The following is a 21,118-nucleotide window of genomic DNA, read 5'->3' as shown; positions in this document are numbered from 1 at the left end:
TATAACAATAATGGAGCTGGTCATGATTCCACTCAAGCGAACGCTATTGAGCAGCCTCATGCTGCTCGCCGTGAGCAATACCCAGGCACAACCGACCCCCAACATCTACCTGCAGGGCGGTGCCTAACCGGGTGCCACGGCCTGCGTGGCGTGCCACGGTGCGGATGGCATGGGGCTGGCACCTGCCGGGTTTCCGCGATTAGCCGGTCTTTCTGCCGATTACCTGAGCAAGCAACTGCACGACTTTCAAAGTGGCAAACGGGTCAGCCCGGTGATGCAACCTCTGGCCAAGGCCCTGAGCGACCAGGAAATTGCCGCAGTCACCGCCAGCATTGCAGCAATGCCGGCCCCTGCGGTGCCTGCCATCAACCTCAGCACCATGCCTTCAGGCCCTGGAGAAAAGTTGGCCTTGCGCGGCGCCTGGGAGCGTCAGATACCCGAGTGCGTCAGCTGTCATGGCCCGGGTGGGGTGGGGGTGGGAAGTGCCTTCCCGCCCCTGGCCAATCAACCGGCGCTGTACCTGACGGCGCAGCTCAATGCCTGGCGCGATGGCACCCGGCGCAACGATCCCAATGACCTGATGGGTCATATCGCCAAGGCCATGAGCGAAGACGAAATCAAGGCGGTTGCCGACTATTTCAGCACTGTAGGGCACAAGGAGGTCAAACCATGAAGCGTCTGATATCAACCTGTGCGGCATCCTTCCTCCTTGGCAGCGCGGTCCATGCAGCGCCCATTGCGATGGAAGACCAGTCGCAGATCAAGGTGCCTGCACCTGCCGATAACATCACCTACTTTCAGCCGCCGCAACAAAGCGATTTGCCCGACAACGCCTACGGCAAAATGGTGATGGACGGCTATGCCCTGTTTGTTGACACCAAACGCCAGGCCCCGAAGTTTGTCGGCAATGGCCTTAACTGTACGAACTGCCATCTTGATCAGGGTCGTCTGGCCAACTCAGCCCCGCTGTGGGGGGCGTACCCCATGTACCCGGCGTACCGCAAGAAAAACGACAAGGTCAATACCTTTGCCGAACGCCTGCAGGGCTGCTTTCAGTTCAGCATGAATGGCGGTACGCCACCGGCTGCCGATAGCCGCGAGATCACGGCGCTCTCAACCTATGCCTATTGGTTGTCGACCAAGGCTCCTACGGGGGTTGAGTTGCCGGGACGAGGGTATCCCGATGTGCCCGAGCCCAAGGCTGGGTACAACCTGAGCCGTGGTGCTGCGCTGTACAAGGACCAATGTGCCGTCTGTCATGGTGACAACGGGCAGGGGCAAAAGGTGGGGGAGGACTATGTGATGCCGCCATTGTGGGGCAAGGATTCCTACAACTGGGGAGCCGGCATGCACCGGATCAATACCGCGGCATCGTTTATCAAGCACAACATGCCACTGGGCAAGGCCAACAGCTTGAGTGACGAGCAGGCCTGGGATGTGGCGGCGTACATCAACACCCACGAACGGCCACAGGACCCTCGACTGGTCGAAGGTTCAGTGGAAAAAACCCGGTTGAAGTTCCATGCCAATGACGGCGTCAACGTTTATGGGCAAACCGTGAATGGCGTTTTGGTCGGCCAGGGCACCCGGTAATTGCAGTTACCGCTAAAGTCATGCGCTTTAGCGGTATCCCTTACTTGCAGGCCACTACGACAGTGCGACTTTTAAAATTACCTACATCTGCGCCCAGGGTTTTCTCGCTTTGCGCAAGCGCAGGCGAACCATCCGTGGCAATGATGGTATAGCCAGTACCGGCACATGAGGCCTCGGCTTTCTCATAGCACTTGGCCCAGGACATGGCCTCGCCAGAACAGTCTATGCTCAACCCTTGTTTGCCATCGGCCAGGTAAGTGCTGGATGCCGTCGCGCACCCACCCAGAGTCACCAATGCGAGCAGTGTCAGAACTTTCTTCATCCGGGTAACCATCACATAAGTGGAGTTGCTGTTATTTTTTGCTGCGGCGGGCTGCTGGCTCAGGTTGGTCCTGAAATACCGAGGCGACTTCTGCTGCGGCCTGTTGCGAGCTGAATGGTCCGGCAACGTTTTCACCCGAGGCAGCAAACACGCACCATTGGCCCGATTCATCGGGTTTGATCTCATAACCGTTAACGCTGATTGTTGCTGACATCGAAAAGCTGCCTGATTGGCTGGATTAATGGCGTGATAATAGCGCAAGGGCATCACGGGTAGTGGTAAACACGATGGGCGCCAATCAAATTCAATCGCAAAGGAACTAACGGGCTAAATATTTATCTAGGTTGGCATCAGTTTGCTATCGAGAAGCATTGTAACGTCGATGCTGCCTGATTAGACTGCGCCAAATTTGGAACGTACAGCCCTTTAAAGGACTCATATGATCAAGAAATGCTTGTTCCCAGCAGCCGGTTACGGCACTCGCTTTTTGCCAGCGACCAAGGCCATGCCAAAAGAAATGCTGCCGGTGGTGAACAAGCCACTGATCCAGTACGGGGTTGAAGAAGCACTGGACGCTGGCTTGACTGAAATTTCCATCGTGACGGGCCGCGGCAAGCGCGCCCTGGAAGACCACTTTGACATCAGCTACGAGCTGGAAAACCAGATCAAGGGTACTGATAAAGAGAAGTACCTGGTCGGTATCCGCCGCCTGCTGAGCGAATGCTCGTTCTCGTACACCCGTCAAACCGAAATGAAGGGCCTGGGCCACGCAATTCTGACTGGCCGCCCGCTGATCGGCGACGAACCCTTTGCCGTGGTTCTGGCAGACGACCTGTGCGTCAACCTGGAAGGCGACGGCGTCCTGACACAAATGGTCAAGCTGTACAATCAGTACCGCTGCACCATTATCGCGATCCAGGAAGTTGATCCGGCAGAAACCAACAAGTACGGCGTGATCGCTGGCGACCTGATTGGTGACGACCTCTACCGCGTGCGCAACATGGTTGAAAAACCAGCTCCGGAAGATGCACCTTCCAACCTGGCCATCATCGGCCGTTACATCCTGACTCCGGATATCTTCGATCTGATCAAACAGACCGAACCGGGCAAAGGCGGTGAAATCCAGATCACCGACGCGCTGATGAAGCAGGCGCAAAACGGTTGCGTGATTGCTTACAAGTTCAAGGGCAAGCGCTTTGACTGCGGTGGCGCCGAAGGCTACATCGAAGCAACCAACTTCTGCTTTGAAAACTTCTACAAAACCGGCAAAGCTTACTGATAGCGGCCCGTTGTAGATCGCTTCAAGAGAAAGCCACCCTCGGGTGGCTTTTTCGTTTTTTTGCTGTCGGCAACTTCCAGCGCTGGTCAATCGCGCAGGAGCGATTATGCTGATGGCCTGCCTAGGAGAGAGAAATGGCCTACGAATTTGATCTATTTGTCATTGGTGCGGGTTCTGGTGGCGTGCGTGCTGCACGTTTTGCCGCAGGTTTTGGCGCAAAAGTGGCTGTAGCAGAAAGCCGCTATCTGGGCGGTACCTGCGTGAACGTTGGCTGCGTGCCGAAAAAGCTGCTGGTGTACGGCGCGCACTTTGCTGAAGATTTCGAGCAAGCCTCGGGGTTTGGCTGGAGCCTGGGTGAGGCCGACTTTGACTGGGCGACCCTGATCGCCAACAAAGACCGCGAGATCAATCGTCTCAACGGTATTTATCGCAACTTGCTGGTCAACAGCGGTGTGACCCTGATCGAAGGTCACGCGAAAATAACCGGCCCCAATGAAGTTGAAATCAACGGTCAGCGTCATACCGCCAAACATATCCTGATCGCCACCGGCGGCTGGCCGCAGATTCCCGACATCCCGGGCCATGAACATGCAATCAGTTCCAACGAGGCATTCTTCCTCAAAGAGCTGCCCAAGCGTGTGCTGGTGGTGGGCGGTGGCTATATCGCCGTCGAGTTTGCTGGGATTTTCCACGGTTTGGGTGCGAAAACGTCCTTACTCTATCGTGGCGAGATGTTCCTGCGCGGTTTTGATGGTGCAGTGCGCAAGCACTTGCACGAAGAACTGATCAAGCGCGGCATGGACGTACAGTTCAATGCCGATATCGAGCGGATCGACAAGCAGGCCGATGGCAGCCTCAAAGCCACACTCAAGGACGGTCGCGAGCTGATCGCCGATTGTGTGTTCTACGCCACGGGCCGTCGGCCGATGCTCGATAACCTGGGCCTGGAGAACACCGGGGTCAAACTCGACAAGCGCGGTTTTGTCGAAGTGGATGATCTGTACCAGAGTGCCGAGCCATCGATCCTGGCCATTGGCGATGTGATCGGTCGCGTGCAGTTGACGCCCGTGGCGCTGGCCGAAGGCATGGCCGTGGCGCGCCGCCTGTTCAAGCCCGAGCAATATCGGCCGGTGGATTACCAAATGATCCCGACGGCTGTGTTCAGCCTGCCTAACATCGGCACGGTGGGTTTGAGCGAAGAACAGGCCATTGAGGCGGGACACAAGGTGCAGATTTTCGAAAGCAGCTTTCGCCCGATGAAACTGACACTCACCGAGTGCCAGGAGCGTACGTTGATGAAGCTGGTGGTGGATGCTGACACCGACAAGGTGCTCGGTTGCCATATGGTCGGGCCGGAGGCGGGGGAGATCGTGCAGGGACTGGCGATTGCCTTGAAGGCCGGGGCGACCAAACAGCACTTTGACGAAACCATCGGCGTACACCCGACGGCTGCTGAAGAGTTTGTGACCATGCGCACGCCGGTAAAACGCTGATTTTCACTGTGGGAGCGGTCTTGCTCGCGATGCAGACGGCGCGGTCTATCTGTTAAACCGCGTCGCTCCGATCGCGAGCAAGCCCGCTCCCACACTGATTTGCCAATTACCTGAAATCGGCATACGGAATCAACGGTTGCACCGGCATCGGCAAGTTGCCCTGCCACACGTCGAAGGTATAACGCAGGTAGAGCATCGCCCGGCTCGGGGCATAGTCATCGCTGTGCTGATAGAGCACTCCGCCGCCCAGTACCAGATGATCCGACAGCCTGCGCTCTACCAGCCCCTGTACGCGGTAACCAATGCCAGTGCTGCTGCCGCCCGAGGTCTGCCCCAGACCGTCGGCAAGCTGGTAGCCAGCATCATCGAGCCGCTGCAGCAGTTTGCTGTTCAGTCCGTCCAGCGGGTAAAGGTCATTGGCATCGGTTTTCGCATACGACCAGCTCACCGAGCTTTCCAATGCCACCGACCAGTTGGCGGTACGGAAGGCGTAGTTCAGCGGCACACCAATCGAATAGTACTTCTGCGGGCTGTAGTAACCGCCCTGGCCGAGAGTGTATTCACTCGAGTCCTTGTCATACCCCCAATACATCAGTGTCAGACCGGTGCGCAAACGTTCGTCGGCGCGCTCCACCAGACGGTAGTAATAACCGGCCATGGCCGTGCTCTTGTGGTTGTCTTCGACGTTTTTGCCGCGCAACCAGTGCTGGCCGAAACTGGCCCATACACCGTCTACGCCCCCTTCGTCGTGGCTCAGGCTCAAGGTCACACCGTTGGACGTGAACCGGTCAGGGTCCAGCCCAGTGAGCCGATCTTGCTGCTGTAGGCCACGCCGCCCAGCCAGTTGGGTACCTTGAAGTTATCCGGTGTACGACCGATATCGATGTTCCACACCTCGTTTTTCCAGCCCGCCGCCATCATCGTGCCGTTGACCGATTGCGAGCGTTCATCGCAGCCAGAGAAGTCAGGGCCATTGGTACCCTTGCGATTGACCTCCACAGCACAGGTGCCGTAGTTCTCGCGCACGAGTCCGTCCGGGTCGGCATCGAATTTTCCTGCATCCATATTCAACTGTTCTGCGCGCAGAAAACCGCTGCCATCGGCCACCGGCAGGTCCAGTTGCAGGATGGTGGTTCGGGTGTCGGTGTCCGAAGTGCCGGCGGAAGCATCGTCCGAACGCCAGCCGTAGTCGGTATACAGATGAACTGTCGGATTTTGCCGCTGGTAGAGTTCGTCCACATCACTGCGCAAGCTACGGGCCAGCCACTCGTCATCGTCCTTTTCACGACTGGCCATGGTCATGGCGCGATTGTCCCGGGGGTTGCCTTGCTCAGGGGTAATCAGCCCTGCGGCGGCCATGCTTTTGGCATAGTAGTCCAGTGCCTTTTGCGGCTCCCTGGCCGACATCAGCCGCGCCGCGTCGCGATACATCAGCGGGTCAGCCTGCGGTGATTGCAACAATTGGGCATAGATGGCCTGGGCCTTTTCAGGCTCACCCACGGCGGCCCAGGCATTGGCTACCCGACGTTGCTGTGAAGGGGTCAATGGCGTGCCGGGGGCAGGGGTAAACTGTGTCAGTTGCTGACGAGCCGAAGGCAGCTGTTTGCTGGCAATCAGGGTTCGATCTGGCCCAGGCGCGCATCAATGTTGCCCGGTTCTTTTTTCAGCACCTGGCTGTAGAGGTTTTGCGCCTGTTCATAGTCACCACGCTCCTGGGCCCAGCCAGCGATGGTCATCAGATCGTCGTTGTCCGAGTTCTGCATCAACAGGGCAATCGCTTGCGGCTCTTGCCCGGCGGCGCGCAGACTTTCAGCCCGGGCCACCAGTACATTGCGTTGCAGCCGCGTATCAAGATCACGCATGGAGTCGCTCCATTGCGCCTTGGGCAGTTGTTCCAGAACGCTCAAGGCACTGGCATCGCGCTCGGTACTTGATAGGTACAACGCGTAGGCATAAAGCGCTTCAGGGTTGCGACCCTGACGAGTCATCAGCTGTTTGAAGCTGTCATCAGCGGCGCCCGGCTGGTTGATTTCGCGCTGGGCGTTGGCCAGACGATAAGTGACCCAAGGCTCATCGGGGCTGAGGTTACGGATTTTGCTGAGCAAGGCGACCACTTGCGGCCAGTCCTTGCGCTCGGTAGCGGCATCGGCCTGACGGTTCAGTTCGTCAAGTTCGATGCTCTGGCGCAGGCTGGCAAATTCCTTCTGGCTGGCAGGCGGCAGGCGATCAAGGAAAGCCTTGGCCTTTTGCGGGTCTTGCGCGCTGTACAGACGCATCAGCCCACGCACCGCACTGCCATTGCCGGGCTCAAGACGACGGGCCTGCAACAGCAAGGCTTCGGCCTGGATATCGTCGTGCTCGGCCTGGGCCACGCTGGCCAGGCCTATGAGTGGGTCGGCATCGCCGGGCTTGGCCTTGCGTGCCTGGGTAAAGGCCGTGCGCGCCGCTGCCGGGTTATGTTGTTCAAGGGCCTTGTCGCCCTGACTGAGCAGCATGCGGTAGCGGCTGGCGTCCATCAGGTCTTGCCACTTGCTGATATTGGATGTGTCCTGTTCTTTGCTGCGAGCGGTGGCAAAGTTGCTGTTGGCTTCGGCATAGCGGCCCTGGCGAAACTGCGCCATGCCCAGGGCACCGTAAAGGGTCGGGTCGTCGGGGTATTGTTTTAGAGCGCGGCGCAGCAGGCCTTCGGCGGCTGCCGGGCTGCGCGACTGGTCGATCATTTGCTTGCCCTGGGCGCCGGCGGTCCATGCCGGGTCATTCAGCAGGCTTTGCTGCTTTTGCAGGTTTTTATTGGCCTCGCCAATCAGCGGCGAATTTGGATAGCGCGCAATAAAGCCCTGCCAGGCCTGTGCCGATGTGCGATCCACCGGCAATGTGCTGAGGTAGGTGTATTCACGCTCAGCCGCAGCATTACTGGCGACCGGGTCTTTGGCCAGTTGCTGCAGGACGATCAGGGCTTCTGGCGCACGGTCTTCGCGGAACAACAGGTCGGCCAGGGTTTGACGCAGGCCGGGGTTACCCGGGTACTGTTTGTCCAGGCTGCGCAGTTGCTCGATGACCTGTGCACGCTGGCCCTGGATATTGCTGCGGATGCGCAGGTATTCCAGTGCCGTGGCAAAATCCGGCGGGGCATTGCCAAACAGTCGCTCGAAAATCGCCACGGCTTCTTCAGGACGACCGGCCGCAGCAAACAGGCGCGCCTGTTGCAGGTCTTTCTGGCTTTGTGGGTCTTGCAGCTTCATCAGGCTCTGGGCCTGACGCAGTGCCGCCGAATCAGGGGCAACATTTTGCAACTGGGCCAGACGCTGCCTGGCCAGCTCCGGGTTTTTCTCCAGCAATGCCTGGCGTATCGACGCCACCAACGCTTGCGGGTTGTTGGGTGAGATCAATTGCAGCCGTGCCAGCGAGTCACGCACCAGGTCTTCGCGGTACATGGCTTCGCCGATCCGAACCTGCTCCAGCAGCCATTGTTGCTGCTCCTGCACCGTGCTCGGCTGTGCAATGGCTGCAGTGGACAACCCACCGAGCAGGAACGCCCACGTTGTTATTTTTGGCATGTTTTGATCCACGAAGGTAAAAGCTGCCCATCCTTGTCAAAGCGATAGCGTTGTTCATCCCAGCCCTGGCCGAACAGCAGCAGTGACTGGTTGTAATAGGCATCGGCCGCAGGCGGTTGTTGCTTGATCCGTTCCTGTTGAACCGCCAGCGCGGGGGAGTCCAGGCTGGACAGTAACGGCAGCATGGCGGCGGAAAACCCTACCGGCCCCGTGCCGGTGTATTTGCCGGTAACGGCATTGACGCTTTCTGGCACATAGCTCAGGGTTTGGGTGAGGTTGGCCATGGGCGCAAAATGTTGTTGCAGTGGCTGGCGACCGGCCGCGTCCTGGGCCAGCATGCCAACCCACAGGTAGACGCGAATGGCATCGTAGTCCCCCAGCGAACCCTCCTTGCTGTCCGGTGCCCAACCGCCACCGGCTTTCCACTGCAGCCAGTCCGGGGCAAAGCCTTTGGGCGAAGTCTCTATCAGCATGCGTTGCTGGTTGCTCGCCAGTTCGGCCCAGATCGGTGATATACGCGCAAAACGGGCCAACAGTTGCGGTGGCAAATAGCTGGGGTTCAGGCGCCAACCCTTGGGGCTGTCAAAACCCACATCCCCGGGCAACAGCATCAGGCCCAGCCCGGGCAGCTTGCGCAGGCTTTGCGCAGCGCTGCGCCAGAGCATGTTCTGCCCAAGCGCGACATACTCGGGCCACTGCCACAGCCGGCCGGCTTCGAGCAGGCTGTAGGCGATCCACAGGTCGGCATCGCTGGCATTGTTGCTGTCCAGGATCTGCCACTTGCCGTTTTTTGCCAGACCCCATTGCCAGGCTGGCAGATGAGCCTCAAGGCTGCCACCGGCGAGGTTATTGCGGGTCCACTCGAGAATCCTCGCAAAACTCTTTTTGTCGTTGCCCAGCAAGGCAAAAAACAACCCGTAGCTTTGACCTTCCGAGGTGGTGATCATTTGCGCCGACGAGCCATCGATAATCCGCCCGTCGCTGCTCATCATGGCCTTCTTGTAACTGTCCCAGGCGGGCCAGTCACAGGATTGCGCACTCGCCACCTGAGGCAATAGCCCCAGGGTCGAGCTCAGGGTAAGTGCCGCCAGTCGCTTCATGGCGTTAGTCATGCTTGTTCAGGCGACGGTTGGCCGCCCAGCTCAAGGCACGCCACAGCAGGAAGGCGCTGAGCAGAACGCTGATCACGGCCAGCACGGTCAGTAGCACCGGGTGCTCGGAGAGCTGGTACCACAGCAACATGTACCATGGCAGGTTGCCAACAAAGTACTGGTCACCCACCAGTTGGCTGTAAACACCGCTGCTGCGGATCAGTGCCGCGGAGCCCGCTACTGCGTCCAGCTTGCCGCTGTCACCGAGGACTTCGCGCAACAAGTTGTAGTCTGCATCGTCATTGGCCAACATTGCCACGACACTGCGCTGGTTATGGGTCGGGGACTGCATGCCCAGGATAGCTGCAATCGGGGCCTGCGCTGTGACTTCCACCTTGTTGGCTGGCACGTTGCGTGCGTCGGTCGACGGCGTGCGACGAATGTTGGCATCAATACCGGTGGTGCCATGTGGCTGTACCAGCATGTCACGCTGGCGTTGCAGCAATACGCTCAAGTCCGGGTTATCGCGCAGGTCTGGTGCCATTTGTCCCAGTACCAGCAGGTCGGCATCTTCCTTGGAGGCGGATTGCCAGTCATCGGTCAGGCGCAAGCCGAACGCCGGGTAGCCGGAACGCGCAGAAATGCTGGCCACGGTTTCAAGCAGGGTGCTGATTTGTGTCGGTGTGGTGTCTTTGGGTACGACAACGATGGATTCGGACATGTCGGCCATGCGGCTGAACGGGAAACCACTGCGGGCAAAGGCTTTGAGGTCCGGCATGCTGATGTAGTGGTAGTAGCCGGACATATCGATGGTGGAGTCCTCATCGATAATTGCCTGGGTGTTGGCCGGCAGGATGGTCTGGCAGCGATCTTTCTGTGAACTGCCCATGGTGCTGGCAAAGTTGAAGTCGAAACGCAGACGGTTACGGTCGCCAATTTTCAGCGAAGGCACGATCAGTTTGTCATTGACGTTGGCTGAGTCGTTGGACAGCACCGACAGGCGCAGTTCTTCGAGGTTGCTGGTGTCTTTGCGCAGCAATGGCAGGCTGGTGAGGAACTGGTCATTGAGGCTGATATTCAAGCGCGAATCATCATTGGCCGACGGCGCGGTGTAGCGGTACTGGGTGCGCAGCGGGATACCCTGGTTGCGCCAGACAAACAGGTCAGGCGGCAGGTTGACGTCCAGGGTGATGGCGCGTGGCACCAGCCCGCTGACTTGCAGTTGTTGCGGGTAACTGACCAGTTCGGCAAAACGCACAGGGCGGTCGGTACGCATCCACGCCGGAGCATCGTAGGGTTTGCGCGGTTGCAGTTCCTGGACCTTGTCGATGGTCACACGGGAACCGCGCATCAGGTTGCCGCCCAGGGCCAGGGCCTTGGCGGCTGTAGCCAGGTCTTCTTCGTTGCGACCCATGACCAGCAGGATTTTGCTGTAAGGCGCATCAGGGTGGTTGATCATTTCGACCACAGGCGCGGTCACGGCCGGGAATTTCTCCAGATCGCTCATAAATGCAGGGCGGTGATCGTTGGTGGCAAACACCACGGTGGGCTGGACGGCATCCTTGTCTTGCACGCCTGGCAGGGTATCGAACACGACCGGGAAATTGGCCCCGCGCCAGTTGGACTGGCTACCGAAGTAGGAAGCCAGAATCGCGGCGGCTTTCTGTTCGCCCAGGGTCGGGTTGGCCGCGAAGACAAACGGCAGTTCGAGTTTGCCGCTGTTGCGCGGGTCGAAAAACGGCAGCGGGAAAAACGCCAGATCGTTTTGCAGGCTCAGCGCCTGTTCCTGCAGGGTAATGCTGCTGCCACGGCTGATATTGACCCACAGGGTGCTGTTGGCCGGGTCTTCGCAGAATTCGGTGTAATGGCCGACAAACTCCAGGCGTACGCGGTTGAAGTCCGAAATCAGTCGCGGATCAAGGGCCATCTTTTGCGTGGTTTTACGCCCCAACTGGTCCTTCTCGATCGGCAGCACGCCCATCAGCACATCGTTGAGGTAAACCCGGATATGGGAAACCGTCGGGATCAGCGAAGGCGAGGGCGTGTATTCCAGCTGCAGGCTGGCGTCGCTGGCAATGCGGTCCCGGCGCATGCCGAATTCCACCTGGTCGGCGCTGTTGATACCCAGCAGCAGGGAGTCACCGGGGCGCCCCAGTTGCTCAAAGGTATAGGTCACCGGCCAGCTTGGCAGTACCTGATCGGTTTGTGCAAATGCAGGTTTTGGCAGCGTTTCGGCCACTGGTGAGCTCCCCGGCAAAGGCAGGGGGGCCGACATCAGCTGTGAGGCGAAGGTCATCAGCGCTAGGCTGGCGAAAATGGTTTTTTTGGTTATACGACTCATGATCTGCTCACTGGCCGGGAAATAAGAGGGGTGGAGGTGGGCATGCGCGGCAAAAAGCTGCCCAGCCACTGAAAGATGTGCAGGAAAGGTTTTGCCAACACGCGGACCCACGCCGGCAGGTATTCATACAGGCGGTAATAACCCTTGATGCCCAGGGCCAGGATCTCCTTGAGACTCTGGATCGGCTTGTCGGCTTCAAAACCGCTGTTGTGATCAAGCCAGGCATCGGCGCGGCCAAAGGTGCATTGCACGAAGGCAATTTTTTCTTCGGCCGGTAACCGGGCAAAGCTGAGACCAATAAAACGTTCGCTGGAACGGGTCAGGGTGCCGGTGAATACAAACTCGCGGTTGCCGCGTTGCAGAATCAGTGAAACCGGCGTGCCGACGGGCAATTGCAGAGCCTGGCTCAGTTGCAGGCCGACGCCACCGTCGGAGTAGTCCACCAGCTCACAAGGGTAGCTGTGCCCGTCAGCCAGTTTCACCGCCCCCGGCAAGCGCGCGAGTACCCGGTGGGTGTTGCGCACCTGGCGTACTTCCGCGGCAACTGCAACCGCAGCCCCGATGATCAGCAGGTTGTAGATCACCCACAGGACGCTGACGATCACGGTGAAGATTTCATCCCTGGGGCCATAGAACAGGCGCCAGACGGCAAAGCCCAGGCCGAGGATGTTCAACACCGACAAAATCAGATAGGGCTTGGCGGTCTGCCAGTCGAACTGGTTTTCCTCCATCATGCCGCCCTTGGCCGTGACGTTGAATTTGCCCCGTGACGGGCTGAACAAGGCCACCGTGGTCGGCCGTGCGATGTACCAGGCCAGCACGGTTTCATACACCTCGCCCCAGAATGTCTGGCGGTAGGCGCCTTGCATCCGCGAGTTGGTCAGGCTGGCGTGGATCATGTGCGGCAGCACATACAACAGGATCATCGCCGCCGGGGCGTAGATGATGTAAGCGTGGAAGAACAGGAATGCCAGGGGCGCAGTGAGGAACACCAGCCGCGGCAGTCCCACCAGAAAGTGCATCATGGCGTTGGTGTAGCAGATGCGCTGGAAGATCGTCAGGCCCTTGCCCAACAGCGGGTTGTCAGTGCGGAAAATCTGCACCATGCCCCGCGCCCAACGGATGCGCTGGCCGATATGCGCCGACAGGCTCTCGGTCGCCAGCCCCGCCGCCTGCGGAATACGCAGATAGGCCGAGGTCCAGCCATTGCGGTGCAGACGCAAGGCGGTATGGGCATCTTCGGTCACGGTTTCGACAGCAAAACCGCCGATGGAGTCAATTGCGGTACGCCGCAGTATGGCGCAGGAGCCGCAGAAGAACGCGGCGTTCCACATGTCGTTGCCGTCCTGGATCAGTCCGTAGAACAGCTCGCATTCGTTGGGGCGGTTACGGAAAGTACCCAGGTTGCGCTCGAACGGATCCGGCGAGAGGAAGTGGTGCGGGGTTTGCACCAGCGCCAGTTTCGGATCGCGCAGAAACCAGCCAACCGTCAATTGCAGGAAGGAGCGGGCAGGCATGTGGTCGCAGTCGAAAATCGCCACCAGATCGCCGTCGAGCAATTTCAGGGCATGGTTGAGGTTACCCGCCTTGGCGTGACGGTTGTCGGTGCGGGCGATGTAGTTGATACCCACTTCCTCGGCGAAGGTCTTGAAACTTGGGCGGTTACCGTCATCGAGCAAATGGATGCGCAGCTTGTCTTTCGGCCAGTCGATACCCAGCGCCGCATACACCGTGCCACGGGTAACCGACAATTCTTCGTTGTAGGTGGGAATCAGCAGATCCACTACCGGCCACTGATCGGTGTCTGCCGGCAGCTGTGCCGGTTTGCGATTGAGCGGCCATGAGGTTTGCACATAACCCAGCAACAGGATCAGCCAGGTATAGGTTTCGGCCACCAGCAAGGTCAGGCCGCAGACCAGATCGAAGGTGTCGTTCCAGTTCAGGGTCGAGGTATAGCGCCACCACAGATAACGGCACGACACGATGACCGAGAGCACGATCAGCAATAATGTAGGGAAGCGCCCCGGCATGCGCCGGACCAGCATGGCCAGCATCCACAGCAAGACGACAAACACCAGTTGCGCAAGGAAACCGAACGGTTCGGTAATGCACAGCACAATCAACGCCAGGGCCAGTACGCCCATGGCGATATACAGGCCCTTGCGCAGCGGCCATTGAATGTTGTCCCACCAGTGCGAGCCTTTGGTGACTTGCGGGCTGAGGGTGGTGGGCAAGCGGGCAAAGGCATTGGACAGCAGGTTCCATGGCCGTTGCACGATCATCAGCAAGGCCGAGAAAAAGCTGGCCGTGCGCTGGCGGAAGCGTTGCCGGCCGATCTGGTCCTGGTTGGGCGTTCGCACCAGCAGTAGCCACAGGGTTTGCACCGTGTAGCGTAGCGGGTCACCGATGGTCGAGGGCTTGTCCGCCAGGTGCGGATACAGGCGCCGGTGCTGTTCGCGCAAGGCTTGCCAGCGGGGTGATTCAAGGCGCAGGAAGATCCAGCCCAGCGCTTGAATCAGCGCCAGGGTGAAGGCGGTAAAACGGGTGCAGTTCTGCTCCCGCCGCAATCGTGTATAGGGGAACCAACGCCTGATCATTCAAGCCTCCTGCCGCGCAGCAGGCACCAACTGGCCAGGCTGATAATGTCCAGGGCAATCAGGCTGGAGGGCGCATAGCGCCCGGCAGGCTCGCTTCTGGCCAGGGCCTCGGCCATGGCTTCATCGGCATGCAGGTTGACTGGCACCAGTGCATGGGCATAACGCTGTTGCCAGATCAGCAGCAGATCGCGCTGCAACTGGCTGGCGGCATCGAAGCGATTGACCAGAAACAGCGGGGTCTGCGTCAGCTGCGGTTGCAACAGCACATGGCAGGCAGCATCGGCGTTGGTAACCATCATCGAGAGTGCGCAGTGCGGGTTGGTCATATGCCCAGGCAAGCGTTGCGGCAGGTCGAAGAGTATCCAGTCAAACGCGTTCGCCAGCGCAGCCTGGCGCTGGCTCCAGAGCTTTGGCTGTTCAATCAGCAGGGCATCGAGGGCAAAAAGCTCGCTCGGCTTCAATTGGCCATAGGGCAGCACGCACAGGCCTGGCTCTACCACCCAGGCGTGTTCGTGCCAGGGTTGCCGGTCAAGGGTCGCCCGCGCCCAGCCTTCACGGGGGGCAAGGTCCATATTGAAGTGCAGGCCCAGGGAGTTCTCCGGGCACATGTCCACCAGCAGCACTTTCTGCCCCAGCTCATGCAGCGCATGGCCAAGGGCCGCCAGGGTTGAGCTGGTGCCCACGCCACCCCGCACGCCACGCAAACTCATGCTGATCATGGGGTTTGCTCCGTGTCCTTGGCCAGCAACGGGGGCTGCTTGTACTGCGCCTCTAGATAGGCCAGCAACGGCCAGCGCTCAAAGGCCTGCAACAGCTCCATGTATGCCGACACATCGACATATTCCAGGGCATGCAGCTCCATCATGGATTTAAGCCGGGCAATATCATCGGCCCGTTCTTTGCGCGAAAGGATATCGGCGCTTATTTGAACCGCTGTGGGTAAGGCAGCCATCCGCCGTTCTCCTTGATTCGCACATAAGGTTTGCCGTTGTAGTCGAGTACTACGGTCCCTGAGTTTTCCGATACTTTCGCGGTTTTCGGCAGATCGGTGAGCAGCCTGGACCAGTCCACGGTCTGGCCATTGCTCAGCGCCGGATCGGCGTACAGGCGAGCTATGATTTCTGCCACGGCCAGGTAGCTGCTGGGTTCACTGACGTGGATAGGCTGGGTTTGCGCGTTGTCGCCCATATTGATCAGCCTGATACCCACCGGTACATGGGTGATGGAGTCACTGGGGATTTCGCGCATGCCGGCTATCTGCATGCGGTCACCGTGCAGCGCTGCGCCATGCTCAGGGACGATGGCTACCACGACGCGACGGCCACTTTTTTCCAGCTCTTTAAGGAAGGCATTAAGATCGTCGAGAAGGATCTGCGCCCGGCTGCGGTAGTCAGCGGCCTGGGTGCCGCCATCGGACTGCACCTGGCGGTTACCGTCGTGCAGGCTGGTGGTGTTGTAGAACAGCGCCATATTGGGTGAGTCTTCAGTCATGCGGTGCTGCCACCACTTGCTCAGCACATCACGGTCGCGCCAGATCGGCGAGCCATCAAAACCGACATAGGTACGCGGCAGGCCTGCGGGTACAACACCCAGAGCCGGAGGAGGCAACTGGCCCTGTTCACGCACTTCCTGCAGGAAACCGTCGAATTCACCGGTGTGGTTAAGCATCAGCTCATTGGAAAAGCCCAGCTTGCGCAAGTCATCGAACAACAGGCACTGATCCGCCGGTTGTTTGTACAACTGCGCATGGGAGGTCTGGCCGCAACTGGCGCGCAGCAAGCGAATGGCTGCGGGGCCGCTGTAGGCGGTGGCCGAGTTGAAGTTGTCGAATATCACGTCCATCTGGCTGAACAACGGGTTGTCACGCAAGCCCACGGCATCCAGGTCGTCCCAGGCCATGGAACAAATATTGATCACCAGCAGATCGAACGGGGGCGGCTTGACTGCCGGTTCCTTGAACTCGACCTTGCGCGTGGATTCGTTGAGATAGAACTTCTCCAGGTAGCCATTGAGCGTCGCGTCGTCGGGCTCGCCTGCGCTGACGGTCGGCGCGCCCGTGGCAGTCTGTGCGCCGGCCATTTGCGGTTGCACGGAAGGTGGCAACAACCACTGCAGATTGCCCATGCCCAACCAGGCAAAGCCCAGCAGGGTGAGGGTGGTCAGGCGCAGCCACTGGTTCAGGAACAGGTAGCCGACAAACAGCAACAGCAACAGGGCGCACACTTGCCAGTCGATAAAACGCCCCAGCAGCTCGACGATATAGTCGAACGAAAAGTTCAACACCCCGGGTTGTGCCAGCAGGCGGCTGAAGGGCGGGAACCAGGTGTCCTGGTACAGAAGGGCCACGGCCACCGGAATGGCAATCAGGGTGCGCAAACGGCGTAGCGCCGGGTTGGCGATCGGAATCAGCAAAACGGCAGCAAATATCAGGTTGGGCAAAATCTGGATGTTCAGATGCCCCGTCCAGGCCAGCAGGAACTTGGCCAGGAAATACAGGTTCCAGGCGCCCAGGCCGCTCCAGGATCCGGCAATTTTGTGCGCCGGTGCGTCAGACTTAAACAGACTCATCAGGCGTTCTCTGAGCAGGGCTGGCTGGCATGCGACGGCGAACGCCGCACGATTTCAAATAGCGGGGAGAGAGGTACTGCTCGAAATGACTTTTCAAGTACATCCGCATGCGTTGCCAGAACAGCGTCAGCAGTACGGTCACCACACAGGTCAATGCAATGACATCGATTAGCTCAAGGAACGTCATGACTGTGGCTCACTGATAGGCAGGGTGAATCTTTGCGGATTTAACGGCGCACGTTCACCCGTAGCAGATACCGCTTGCGTCGCATGGGTCTCGACGGGGATATGCAAGTGTGCAGGCACGGCGCCAGCTTTAATAAAGGCGTCAGCCGGCAGATCGGACAACCCGCTGAGCATGCGGCGCTGGCTGAACATGTCGCGCCAGGGCAGGCGGCAAACATTGCCCAGTGCCGGTTCCAGTCCGTCAGCGCGGCAGGCAAACAGAAAGAGGTAAAGCTCGCCATCCAGCAGGCAGGCAAAGTCGCCGAATCGACGCAGGCACATCTGAGCATCATAAAACCACCCCGCACTACCAGGCGATGGCCCAGGCCGTGGGCGATCTATTGGCGCATCGCGAAGTGTTGTTGCTGGACGAACTGAGCGTTTAGGCCCGGTTCAAGTGCGCAACAGCCTGCGGCGGCCCTGAACAGGCCGCCGTTTTTATTGGCGGGCGTTTAAAAATGTGCGGCATCGATCTCGAACAGTGATTCGCTGCCAGCCCGTATTCCGTGCTCCAGGCTCAGTGTGCGAGGCAACAAGCGGGAGAAATAGAACTGTGCGGTCGCCAGCTTGGTGTCATAAAACCCGGGGTCGGTACTCCGCGAGCGCTGCGCCACATCGGCCATGCGTGCCCATAGCCAGGCATACGCCACATAACCGAACAGGTGCAGATATTCGACACAGGCGGCGCCTGTTTCATTGGGGTTGGCCCTGGCCCGTGCCTGCAGCCAGTCACTGACGTCCTCAAGACGCTGCACTGCGTCCAGCAGTTCGCTGGCATAAGGCTTGCCGGGCCGGGTCGCGAAGTCACGGATGTGTGCGGTAAACAGGCGCAGGCTTGCACCGCCATTGGCGATCACTTTTCGGCCCAGCAAATCCAGCGCCTGAATGCCGTTGGTGCCTTCATAAATCTGCGCAATGCGCACATCGCGAACCAGCTGTTCCTGGCCCCATTCGCGGATATAGCCATGACCACCAAAGACTTGCTGGCCCAGCACGCAACTGTCGAAACCGGTATCGGTAAAGAAGGCCTTGGCCACTGGGGTCAGCAAGGCTACCAGCGCAGTGGCTTGCTGCTGCTCCTGCGGCTCGGTAGAGAACTTGGCCAGATCCAGTTGTTGGCCCACATAGCTGGCAAATGCCCGTCCACCTTCGGTCATGGCCTTCATGCTAAGCAACATGCGTCGCACATCGGGGTGGACGATAATCGGGTCGGCAATCTTCTCCGGTGCCACGGCTCCGGTCGGGGCACGACTTTGCAGGCGCTCGCGGGCATAGGTGCGGGCATTCTGGTAGGAGGCCTCGGCGCAGCCAATGCCCTGGATGCCGATCGACAGACGCTCGTAGTTCATCATGGTAAACATCGCGGCCAGGCCCTTGTTGGCTTCACCGATCAACCATCCCTGTGCGCCGTCAAAGTTGATCACGCAGGTTGCCGAAGCCTTGATCCCCATCTTGTGCTCGATGGAGCCGCAGCTCACCGCATTGCCTTGTCCGAGTGAACCATCGTCATTTACCAGCACCTTGGGAACCAGAAACAACGAAATGCCCCTGGGCCCTGCTGGCGCATCCGGCAGCTTGGCCAGCACCAGATGGATGATGTTTGCGGTCAGGTCCTGATCGCCGCCGGTGATGAATATCTTGCTGCCGCTGAGGCTGAAACTGCCGTCAGACTGCGGTTCGGCGCGGGTGCGGATAATCCCCAGATCGGTGCCGGAATGGGCCTCGGTCAGGCACATGGAACCGGCCCAGCGGCCTTCGTACATCGGTGGCAGGTAACGGCTTTTGAGGGGTTCGCTGGCGTGGGCATCGATGGCAAGGCAAGCACCGCTGGTTAGCGCCGAATAAAGGGCAAAACTGGAGTTTGCGCCGTAGAGCATTTCTTCAAATTGCACGGCGAGCATTTTCGGCATGCCCAGGCCGCCAAATTCAGGATTGCCCGACAGGCCTACCCAGCCGCCTTCGATGTAGGTGTTGTAGGCTGACTTGAAGCCTTCAGGTGTGGTGACCTGGCCCGCCAGCCAGTGTGCGCCTTCTTCGTCGCCACTGCGGTTGAGCGGGGCGATCAGTTGGCCGGTGACCTTGGCGGCTTCCTCAAGTATGGCGTCGGCGGTATCGGCGTCGACGTGGTCGGCCAGGGCTGGCAGCCTGGCCCAGAGTGCGGGGGCTTCGAAGACTTCGTGCAGGACAAAGCGCATATCGCGCAGGGGGGCGTTGAATTCAGGCATGAAAAACCTCGTTTTTTGCAGCTGAAGGCATTCTGTGGGAGCGGGCTTGCTCGCGATTTGGGCGCCGCGGCCTGTCTGGGTAACCGAGGCGACACCTTCGCGAGCAAGCTCGCTCCCACAGTGGGTCTATAGGGGGCAGTTACAGTGCTTTGGCCATATCACGCAGCACGAACTTCTGGATCTTGCCCGTGGAGGTCTTGGGCAGCAGGGTGAACACCACCGTACGCGGCACTTTGAACCCGGCCAGGTGATCGCGGCAAAAGGCAATGATCTCGGCCTCGCGCACCTGCTGATGATCGGCCTTGAGAGTGATAAAGGCGCAAGGCGTTTCACCCCACTTTTCACAGGGCCGCGCCACCACGGCCGCCTCCATGACGCCCGGGTGTCGGTAGAGCACACCCTCGACCTCGATGGTGGAAATGTTCTCGCCACCGGAAATGATAATGTCCTTGAGCCGGTCGCGAATTTCGACGTAGCCGTCCGGGTGGCACACGGCAAGGTCACCGGTGTGGAACCAGCCGCCTTCGAAGGCTTCGGCCGTGGCGCTGGGATTCTTCAGATAGCCCTTCATTACCGTATTGCCGCGCATGAAAATCTCGCCCATGGTCTCGCCGTCACGGGGCGTCGGTACCAGGGTTTTCGGGTCGGCCACCATCACGCCTTCCAGCGTCGGGTAGCGCACGCCCTGGCGGGACTTGATCTGCGCGCGTTCGGCCAGAGGCTGCGCATCCCACTTTTCATGCCAGGCACAAATCGTCACCGGACCATACACCTCGGTCAGGCCATAGACGTGGGTGACCTTGATGCCCATTTCTTCCACGGCACCAATCACCTTGGCCGGTGGCGCAGCACCTGCGACCATCGCATGCACCGGGTGGTCGATGGCAGCCTTGGCGGACTCGGGCATATTGACCAGGGCGTTGAGCACAATCGGTGCACCACACAGATGGGTGACCTGATGCTCGCGAATCAACGTGAGGATCTTTTGCGGGTCAACCCGGCGCAGGAACACATGCACGCCAGCCAGCGCGGTGATGATCCATGGGTAGCACCAGCCGTTACAGTGGAACATCGGCAAGGTCCACAAATACACCGGGTGATTGCCGATGGCCCAGACCATCTGGTTGCCCAGGGAATTGAGGTAAGCACCGCGATGGTGATACACCACGCCCTTGGGGTTGCCGGTGGTGCCGGAGGTGTAATTGAGGGCAATGGCCTGCCATTCATCTGCGGGCCATTGCCAATCAAACTCGGGATCGCCTTCGGCCAGCAGCGCTTCATAGTCCAACTGGCTGACCGGCTGGCCTTCACCGTATTCGGGGTCATCCACATCAATGATCAGCGGCGGGTGATCGAGCATGGCCACGGCCGCATGCACTACGTCATGGAACTCGCGATCGGCAATCAGCACCTTGGCTTCGCCGTGGGCGAGCATAAAGGCAATGGCTTCAGCATCGAGGCGAACATTGAGGGCATTGAGCACCGCGCCGATCATGGGCACGGCAAAGTGCGCTTCAAGCATCGCCGGGATATTGGGCAGCATCACCGCTACCGTATCGCCCTGGCCAATCCCGCGCCCGGCCAGGGCACAAGCCAGGCGGCGGCAACGACTGTAGGTCTGCGCCCAGGTGCGGCGGATGGCGCCGTGAATCACGGCAGGGTAATCGGGGTAGACGCTGGCTGTACGTTCGATAAAACTCAGCGGAGACAGGGCAATATGGTTTACGGCAGTCGGCTCAAGGCCGTGCTCAAAAATCGACATGAAGGTCATTCCGGTGGCTGATTGTTAGCTCTATGGCTGCCTGCTCTGCCGATGGCGAGCGGGTC

At 59.4% G+C, this 21,118-nt stretch carries 16 protein-coding genes and 2 pseudogenes; 4 read left to right on the top strand and 14 right to left on the bottom strand.

Annotated elements, in window-relative coordinates:
• Positions 1 to 22 precede the first annotated feature (22 nt).
• Positions 23 to 673: pseudogene (locus GHO03_RS08760) on the top strand (cytochrome c).
• Positions 670 to 1,593: a c-type cytochrome gene (locus tag GHO03_RS08755; protein WP_095000185.1), complete on the top strand. Its 924-nt coding sequence runs from the start codon at positions 670 to 672 to the stop codon at positions 1,591 to 1,593. Before GHO03_RS08760 ends, GHO03_RS08755 begins: the two are co-directional and overlap by 4 nt.
• A gap of 40 nt (positions 1,594 to 1,633) precedes the next feature.
• Here the strand turns inward: GHO03_RS08755 and GHO03_RS08750 are convergent, their stop codons facing one another.
• Both GHO03_RS08750 and GHO03_RS08745 read right to left on the bottom strand, forming a co-directional pair.
• A complete protein-coding gene (locus GHO03_RS08750; RefSeq protein WP_095000186.1) occupies positions 1,634 to 1,915 on the bottom strand; it encodes a hypothetical protein in 282 nt (93 codons plus the stop codon).
• 31 nt (positions 1,916 to 1,946) lie between these two features.
• A complete protein-coding gene (locus GHO03_RS08745; RefSeq protein WP_095000187.1) occupies positions 1,947 to 2,129 on the bottom strand; it encodes a hypothetical protein in 183 nt (60 codons plus the stop codon).
• Positions 2,130 to 2,354: 225 nt separating this feature from the next.
• Here GHO03_RS08745 and galU point away from each other — a divergent pair, with 225 nt between their 5' ends.
• Together galU and gorA are read left to right on the top strand one after the other, a co-directional pair.
• Positions 2,355 to 3,194, top strand: a complete 840-nt coding sequence (gene galU, locus GHO03_RS08740; RefSeq protein ID WP_016780941.1) for a UTP--glucose-1-phosphate uridylyltransferase GalU — start codon at positions 2,355 to 2,357, stop codon at positions 3,192 to 3,194.
• A gap of 134 nt (positions 3,195 to 3,328) precedes the next feature.
• A complete protein-coding gene (gorA, locus tag GHO03_RS08735; protein WP_095000188.1) occupies positions 3,329 to 4,687 on the top strand; it encodes a glutathione-disulfide reductase in 1,359 nt (452 codons plus the stop codon).
• 106 nt (positions 4,688 to 4,793) lie between these two features.
• On the opposite strand, the pseudogene GHO03_RS25520 reads toward gorA, so the two are convergent.
• From GHO03_RS25520 to GHO03_RS08680, 12 genes and pseudogenes are all read right to left on the bottom strand, one after another.
• Positions 4,794 to 5,983, bottom strand: a pseudogene (locus GHO03_RS25520) (cellulose synthase subunit BcsC-related outer membrane protein).
• 317 nt (positions 5,984 to 6,300) lie between these two features.
• The gene (locus GHO03_RS25515; RefSeq protein WP_256668465.1) at positions 6,301 to 8,244 is read right to left on the bottom strand and encodes a tetratricopeptide repeat protein; all 1,944 of its coding nucleotides are present in this window, start codon (positions 8,242 to 8,244) and stop codon (positions 6,301 to 6,303) included.
• Positions 8,232 to 9,344: a cellulose synthase complex periplasmic endoglucanase BcsZ gene (gene bcsZ / locus GHO03_RS08725; RefSeq protein WP_095000190.1), complete on the bottom strand. Its 1,113-nt coding sequence runs from the start codon at positions 9,342 to 9,344 to the stop codon at positions 8,232 to 8,234. Before bcsZ ends, GHO03_RS25515 begins: the two co-directional genes overlap by 13 nt.
• 4 nt (positions 9,345 to 9,348) lie before the next feature.
• The gene (gene bcsB, locus GHO03_RS08720; protein ID WP_153399647.1) at positions 9,349 to 11,676 is read right to left on the bottom strand and encodes a cellulose biosynthesis cyclic di-GMP-binding regulatory protein BcsB; all 2,328 of its coding nucleotides are present in this window, start codon (positions 11,674 to 11,676) and stop codon (positions 9,349 to 9,351) included.
• Complete coding sequence (gene bcsA / locus GHO03_RS08715; protein ID WP_153399645.1) at positions 11,673 to 14,273, bottom strand: UDP-forming cellulose synthase catalytic subunit; 2,601 nt, start codon at positions 14,271 to 14,273, stop codon at positions 11,673 to 11,675. The genes bcsB and bcsA overlap by 4 nt, the downstream gene beginning before the upstream one ends.
• Positions 14,270 to 14,992 (bottom strand): cellulose biosynthesis protein BcsQ, encoded by a 723-nt coding sequence (gene bcsQ, locus GHO03_RS08710; RefSeq protein ID WP_095000193.1) that lies wholly within the window; start codon positions 14,990 to 14,992, stop codon positions 14,270 to 14,272. The genes bcsA and bcsQ overlap by 4 nt, the downstream gene beginning before the upstream one ends.
• A complete protein-coding gene (gene bcsR / locus GHO03_RS08705; protein WP_153399642.1) occupies positions 14,989 to 15,225 on the bottom strand; it encodes a cellulose biosynthesis protein BcsR in 237 nt (78 codons plus the stop codon). Before bcsR ends, bcsQ begins: the two co-directional genes overlap by 4 nt.
• A complete protein-coding gene (gene bcsG / locus GHO03_RS08700; RefSeq protein ID WP_153380281.1) occupies positions 15,195 to 16,841 on the bottom strand; it encodes a cellulose biosynthesis protein BcsG in 1,647 nt (548 codons plus the stop codon). The genes bcsR and bcsG overlap by 31 nt, the downstream gene beginning before the upstream one ends.
• Positions 16,828 to 17,028: a cellulose biosynthesis protein BcsF gene (bcsF, locus tag GHO03_RS08695; protein ID WP_095000196.1), complete on the bottom strand. Its 201-nt coding sequence runs from the start codon at positions 17,026 to 17,028 to the stop codon at positions 16,828 to 16,830. The genes bcsG and bcsF overlap by 14 nt, the downstream gene beginning before the upstream one ends.
• Entirely contained in the window at positions 17,025 to 17,348 is a 324-nt protein-coding gene (locus GHO03_RS08690) for a BcsE family c-di-GMP-binding protein (protein ID WP_256668463.1), read from the bottom strand. The genes bcsF and GHO03_RS08690 overlap by 4 nt, the downstream gene beginning before the upstream one ends.
• Positions 17,349 to 17,518: 170 nt before the next feature.
• Positions 17,519 to 19,291: an acyl-CoA dehydrogenase C-terminal domain-containing protein gene (locus GHO03_RS08685; RefSeq protein ID WP_095024656.1), complete on the bottom strand. Its 1,773-nt coding sequence runs from the start codon at positions 19,289 to 19,291 to the stop codon at positions 17,519 to 17,521.
• Positions 19,292 to 19,430: 139 nt separating this feature from the next.
• Positions 19,431 to 21,053, bottom strand: coding sequence for an acyl-CoA synthetase (locus tag GHO03_RS08680; RefSeq protein WP_095000200.1), 1,623 nt, complete (start codon positions 21,051 to 21,053; stop codon positions 19,431 to 19,433).
• Positions 21,054 to 21,118 lie beyond the last annotated feature (65 nt).

The organism is Pseudomonas sp. FSL R10-1339 (assembly GCF_009600545.1).
In the GTDB taxonomy this organism is placed as follows: Bacteria; Pseudomonadota; Gammaproteobacteria; order Pseudomonadales; family Pseudomonadaceae; genus Aquipseudomonas; species Aquipseudomonas bubulae.
The sequence above is the reverse complement of the archived record's forward strand: the minus strand, read 5'-3'. Positions and strand labels throughout refer to the sequence as shown.

Coding starts and splice junctions, on each gene's coding strand:
- GHO03_RS08755 (WP_095000185.1), top strand. CDS start 670: ATGAAGCGTCTGATATCAACCTGTGCGGCATCCTTCCTCCTTGGCAGC.
- GHO03_RS08750 (WP_095000186.1), bottom strand. CDS start 1,915: ATGAAGAAAGTTCTGACACTGCTCGCATTGGTGACTCTGGGTGGGTGC.
- GHO03_RS08745 (WP_095000187.1), bottom strand. CDS start 2,129: ATGTCAGCAACAATCAGCGTTAACGGTTATGAGATCAAACCCGATGAA.
- galU (WP_016780941.1), top strand. CDS start 2,355: ATGATCAAGAAATGCTTGTTCCCAGCAGCCGGTTACGGCACTCGCTTT.
- gorA (WP_095000188.1), top strand. CDS start 3,329: ATGGCCTACGAATTTGATCTATTTGTCATTGGTGCGGGTTCTGGTGGC.
- GHO03_RS25515 (WP_256668465.1), bottom strand. CDS start 8,244: ATGCCAAAAATAACAACGTGGGCGTTCCTGCTCGGTGGGTTGTCCACT.
- bcsZ (WP_095000190.1), bottom strand. CDS start 9,344: ATGAAGCGACTGGCGGCACTTACCCTGAGCTCGACCCTGGGGCTATTG.
- bcsB (WP_153399647.1), bottom strand. CDS start 11,676: ATGAGTCGTATAACCAAAAAAACCATTTTCGCCAGCCTAGCGCTGATG.
- bcsA (WP_153399645.1), bottom strand. CDS start 14,273: ATGATCAGGCGTTGGTTCCCCTATACACGATTGCGGCGGGAGCAGAAC.
- bcsQ (WP_095000193.1), bottom strand. CDS start 14,992: ATGATCAGCATGAGTTTGCGTGGCGTGCGGGGTGGCGTGGGCACCAGC.
- bcsR (WP_153399642.1), bottom strand. CDS start 15,225: ATGGCTGCCTTACCCACAGCGGTTCAAATAAGCGCCGATATCCTTTCG.
- bcsG (WP_153380281.1), bottom strand. CDS start 16,841: ATGAGTCTGTTTAAGTCTGACGCACCGGCGCACAAAATTGCCGGATCC.
- bcsF (WP_095000196.1), bottom strand. CDS start 17,028: ATGACGTTCCTTGAGCTAATCGATGTCATTGCATTGACCTGTGTGGTG.
- GHO03_RS08690 (WP_256668463.1), bottom strand. CDS start 17,348: ATGTGCCTGCGTCGATTCGGCGACTTTGCCTGCCTGCTGGATGGCGAG.
- GHO03_RS08685 (WP_095024656.1), bottom strand. CDS start 19,291: ATGCCTGAATTCAACGCCCCCCTGCGCGATATGCGCTTTGTCCTGCAC.
- GHO03_RS08680 (WP_095000200.1), bottom strand. CDS start 21,053: ATGTCGATTTTTGAGCACGGCCTTGAGCCGACTGCCGTAAACCATATT.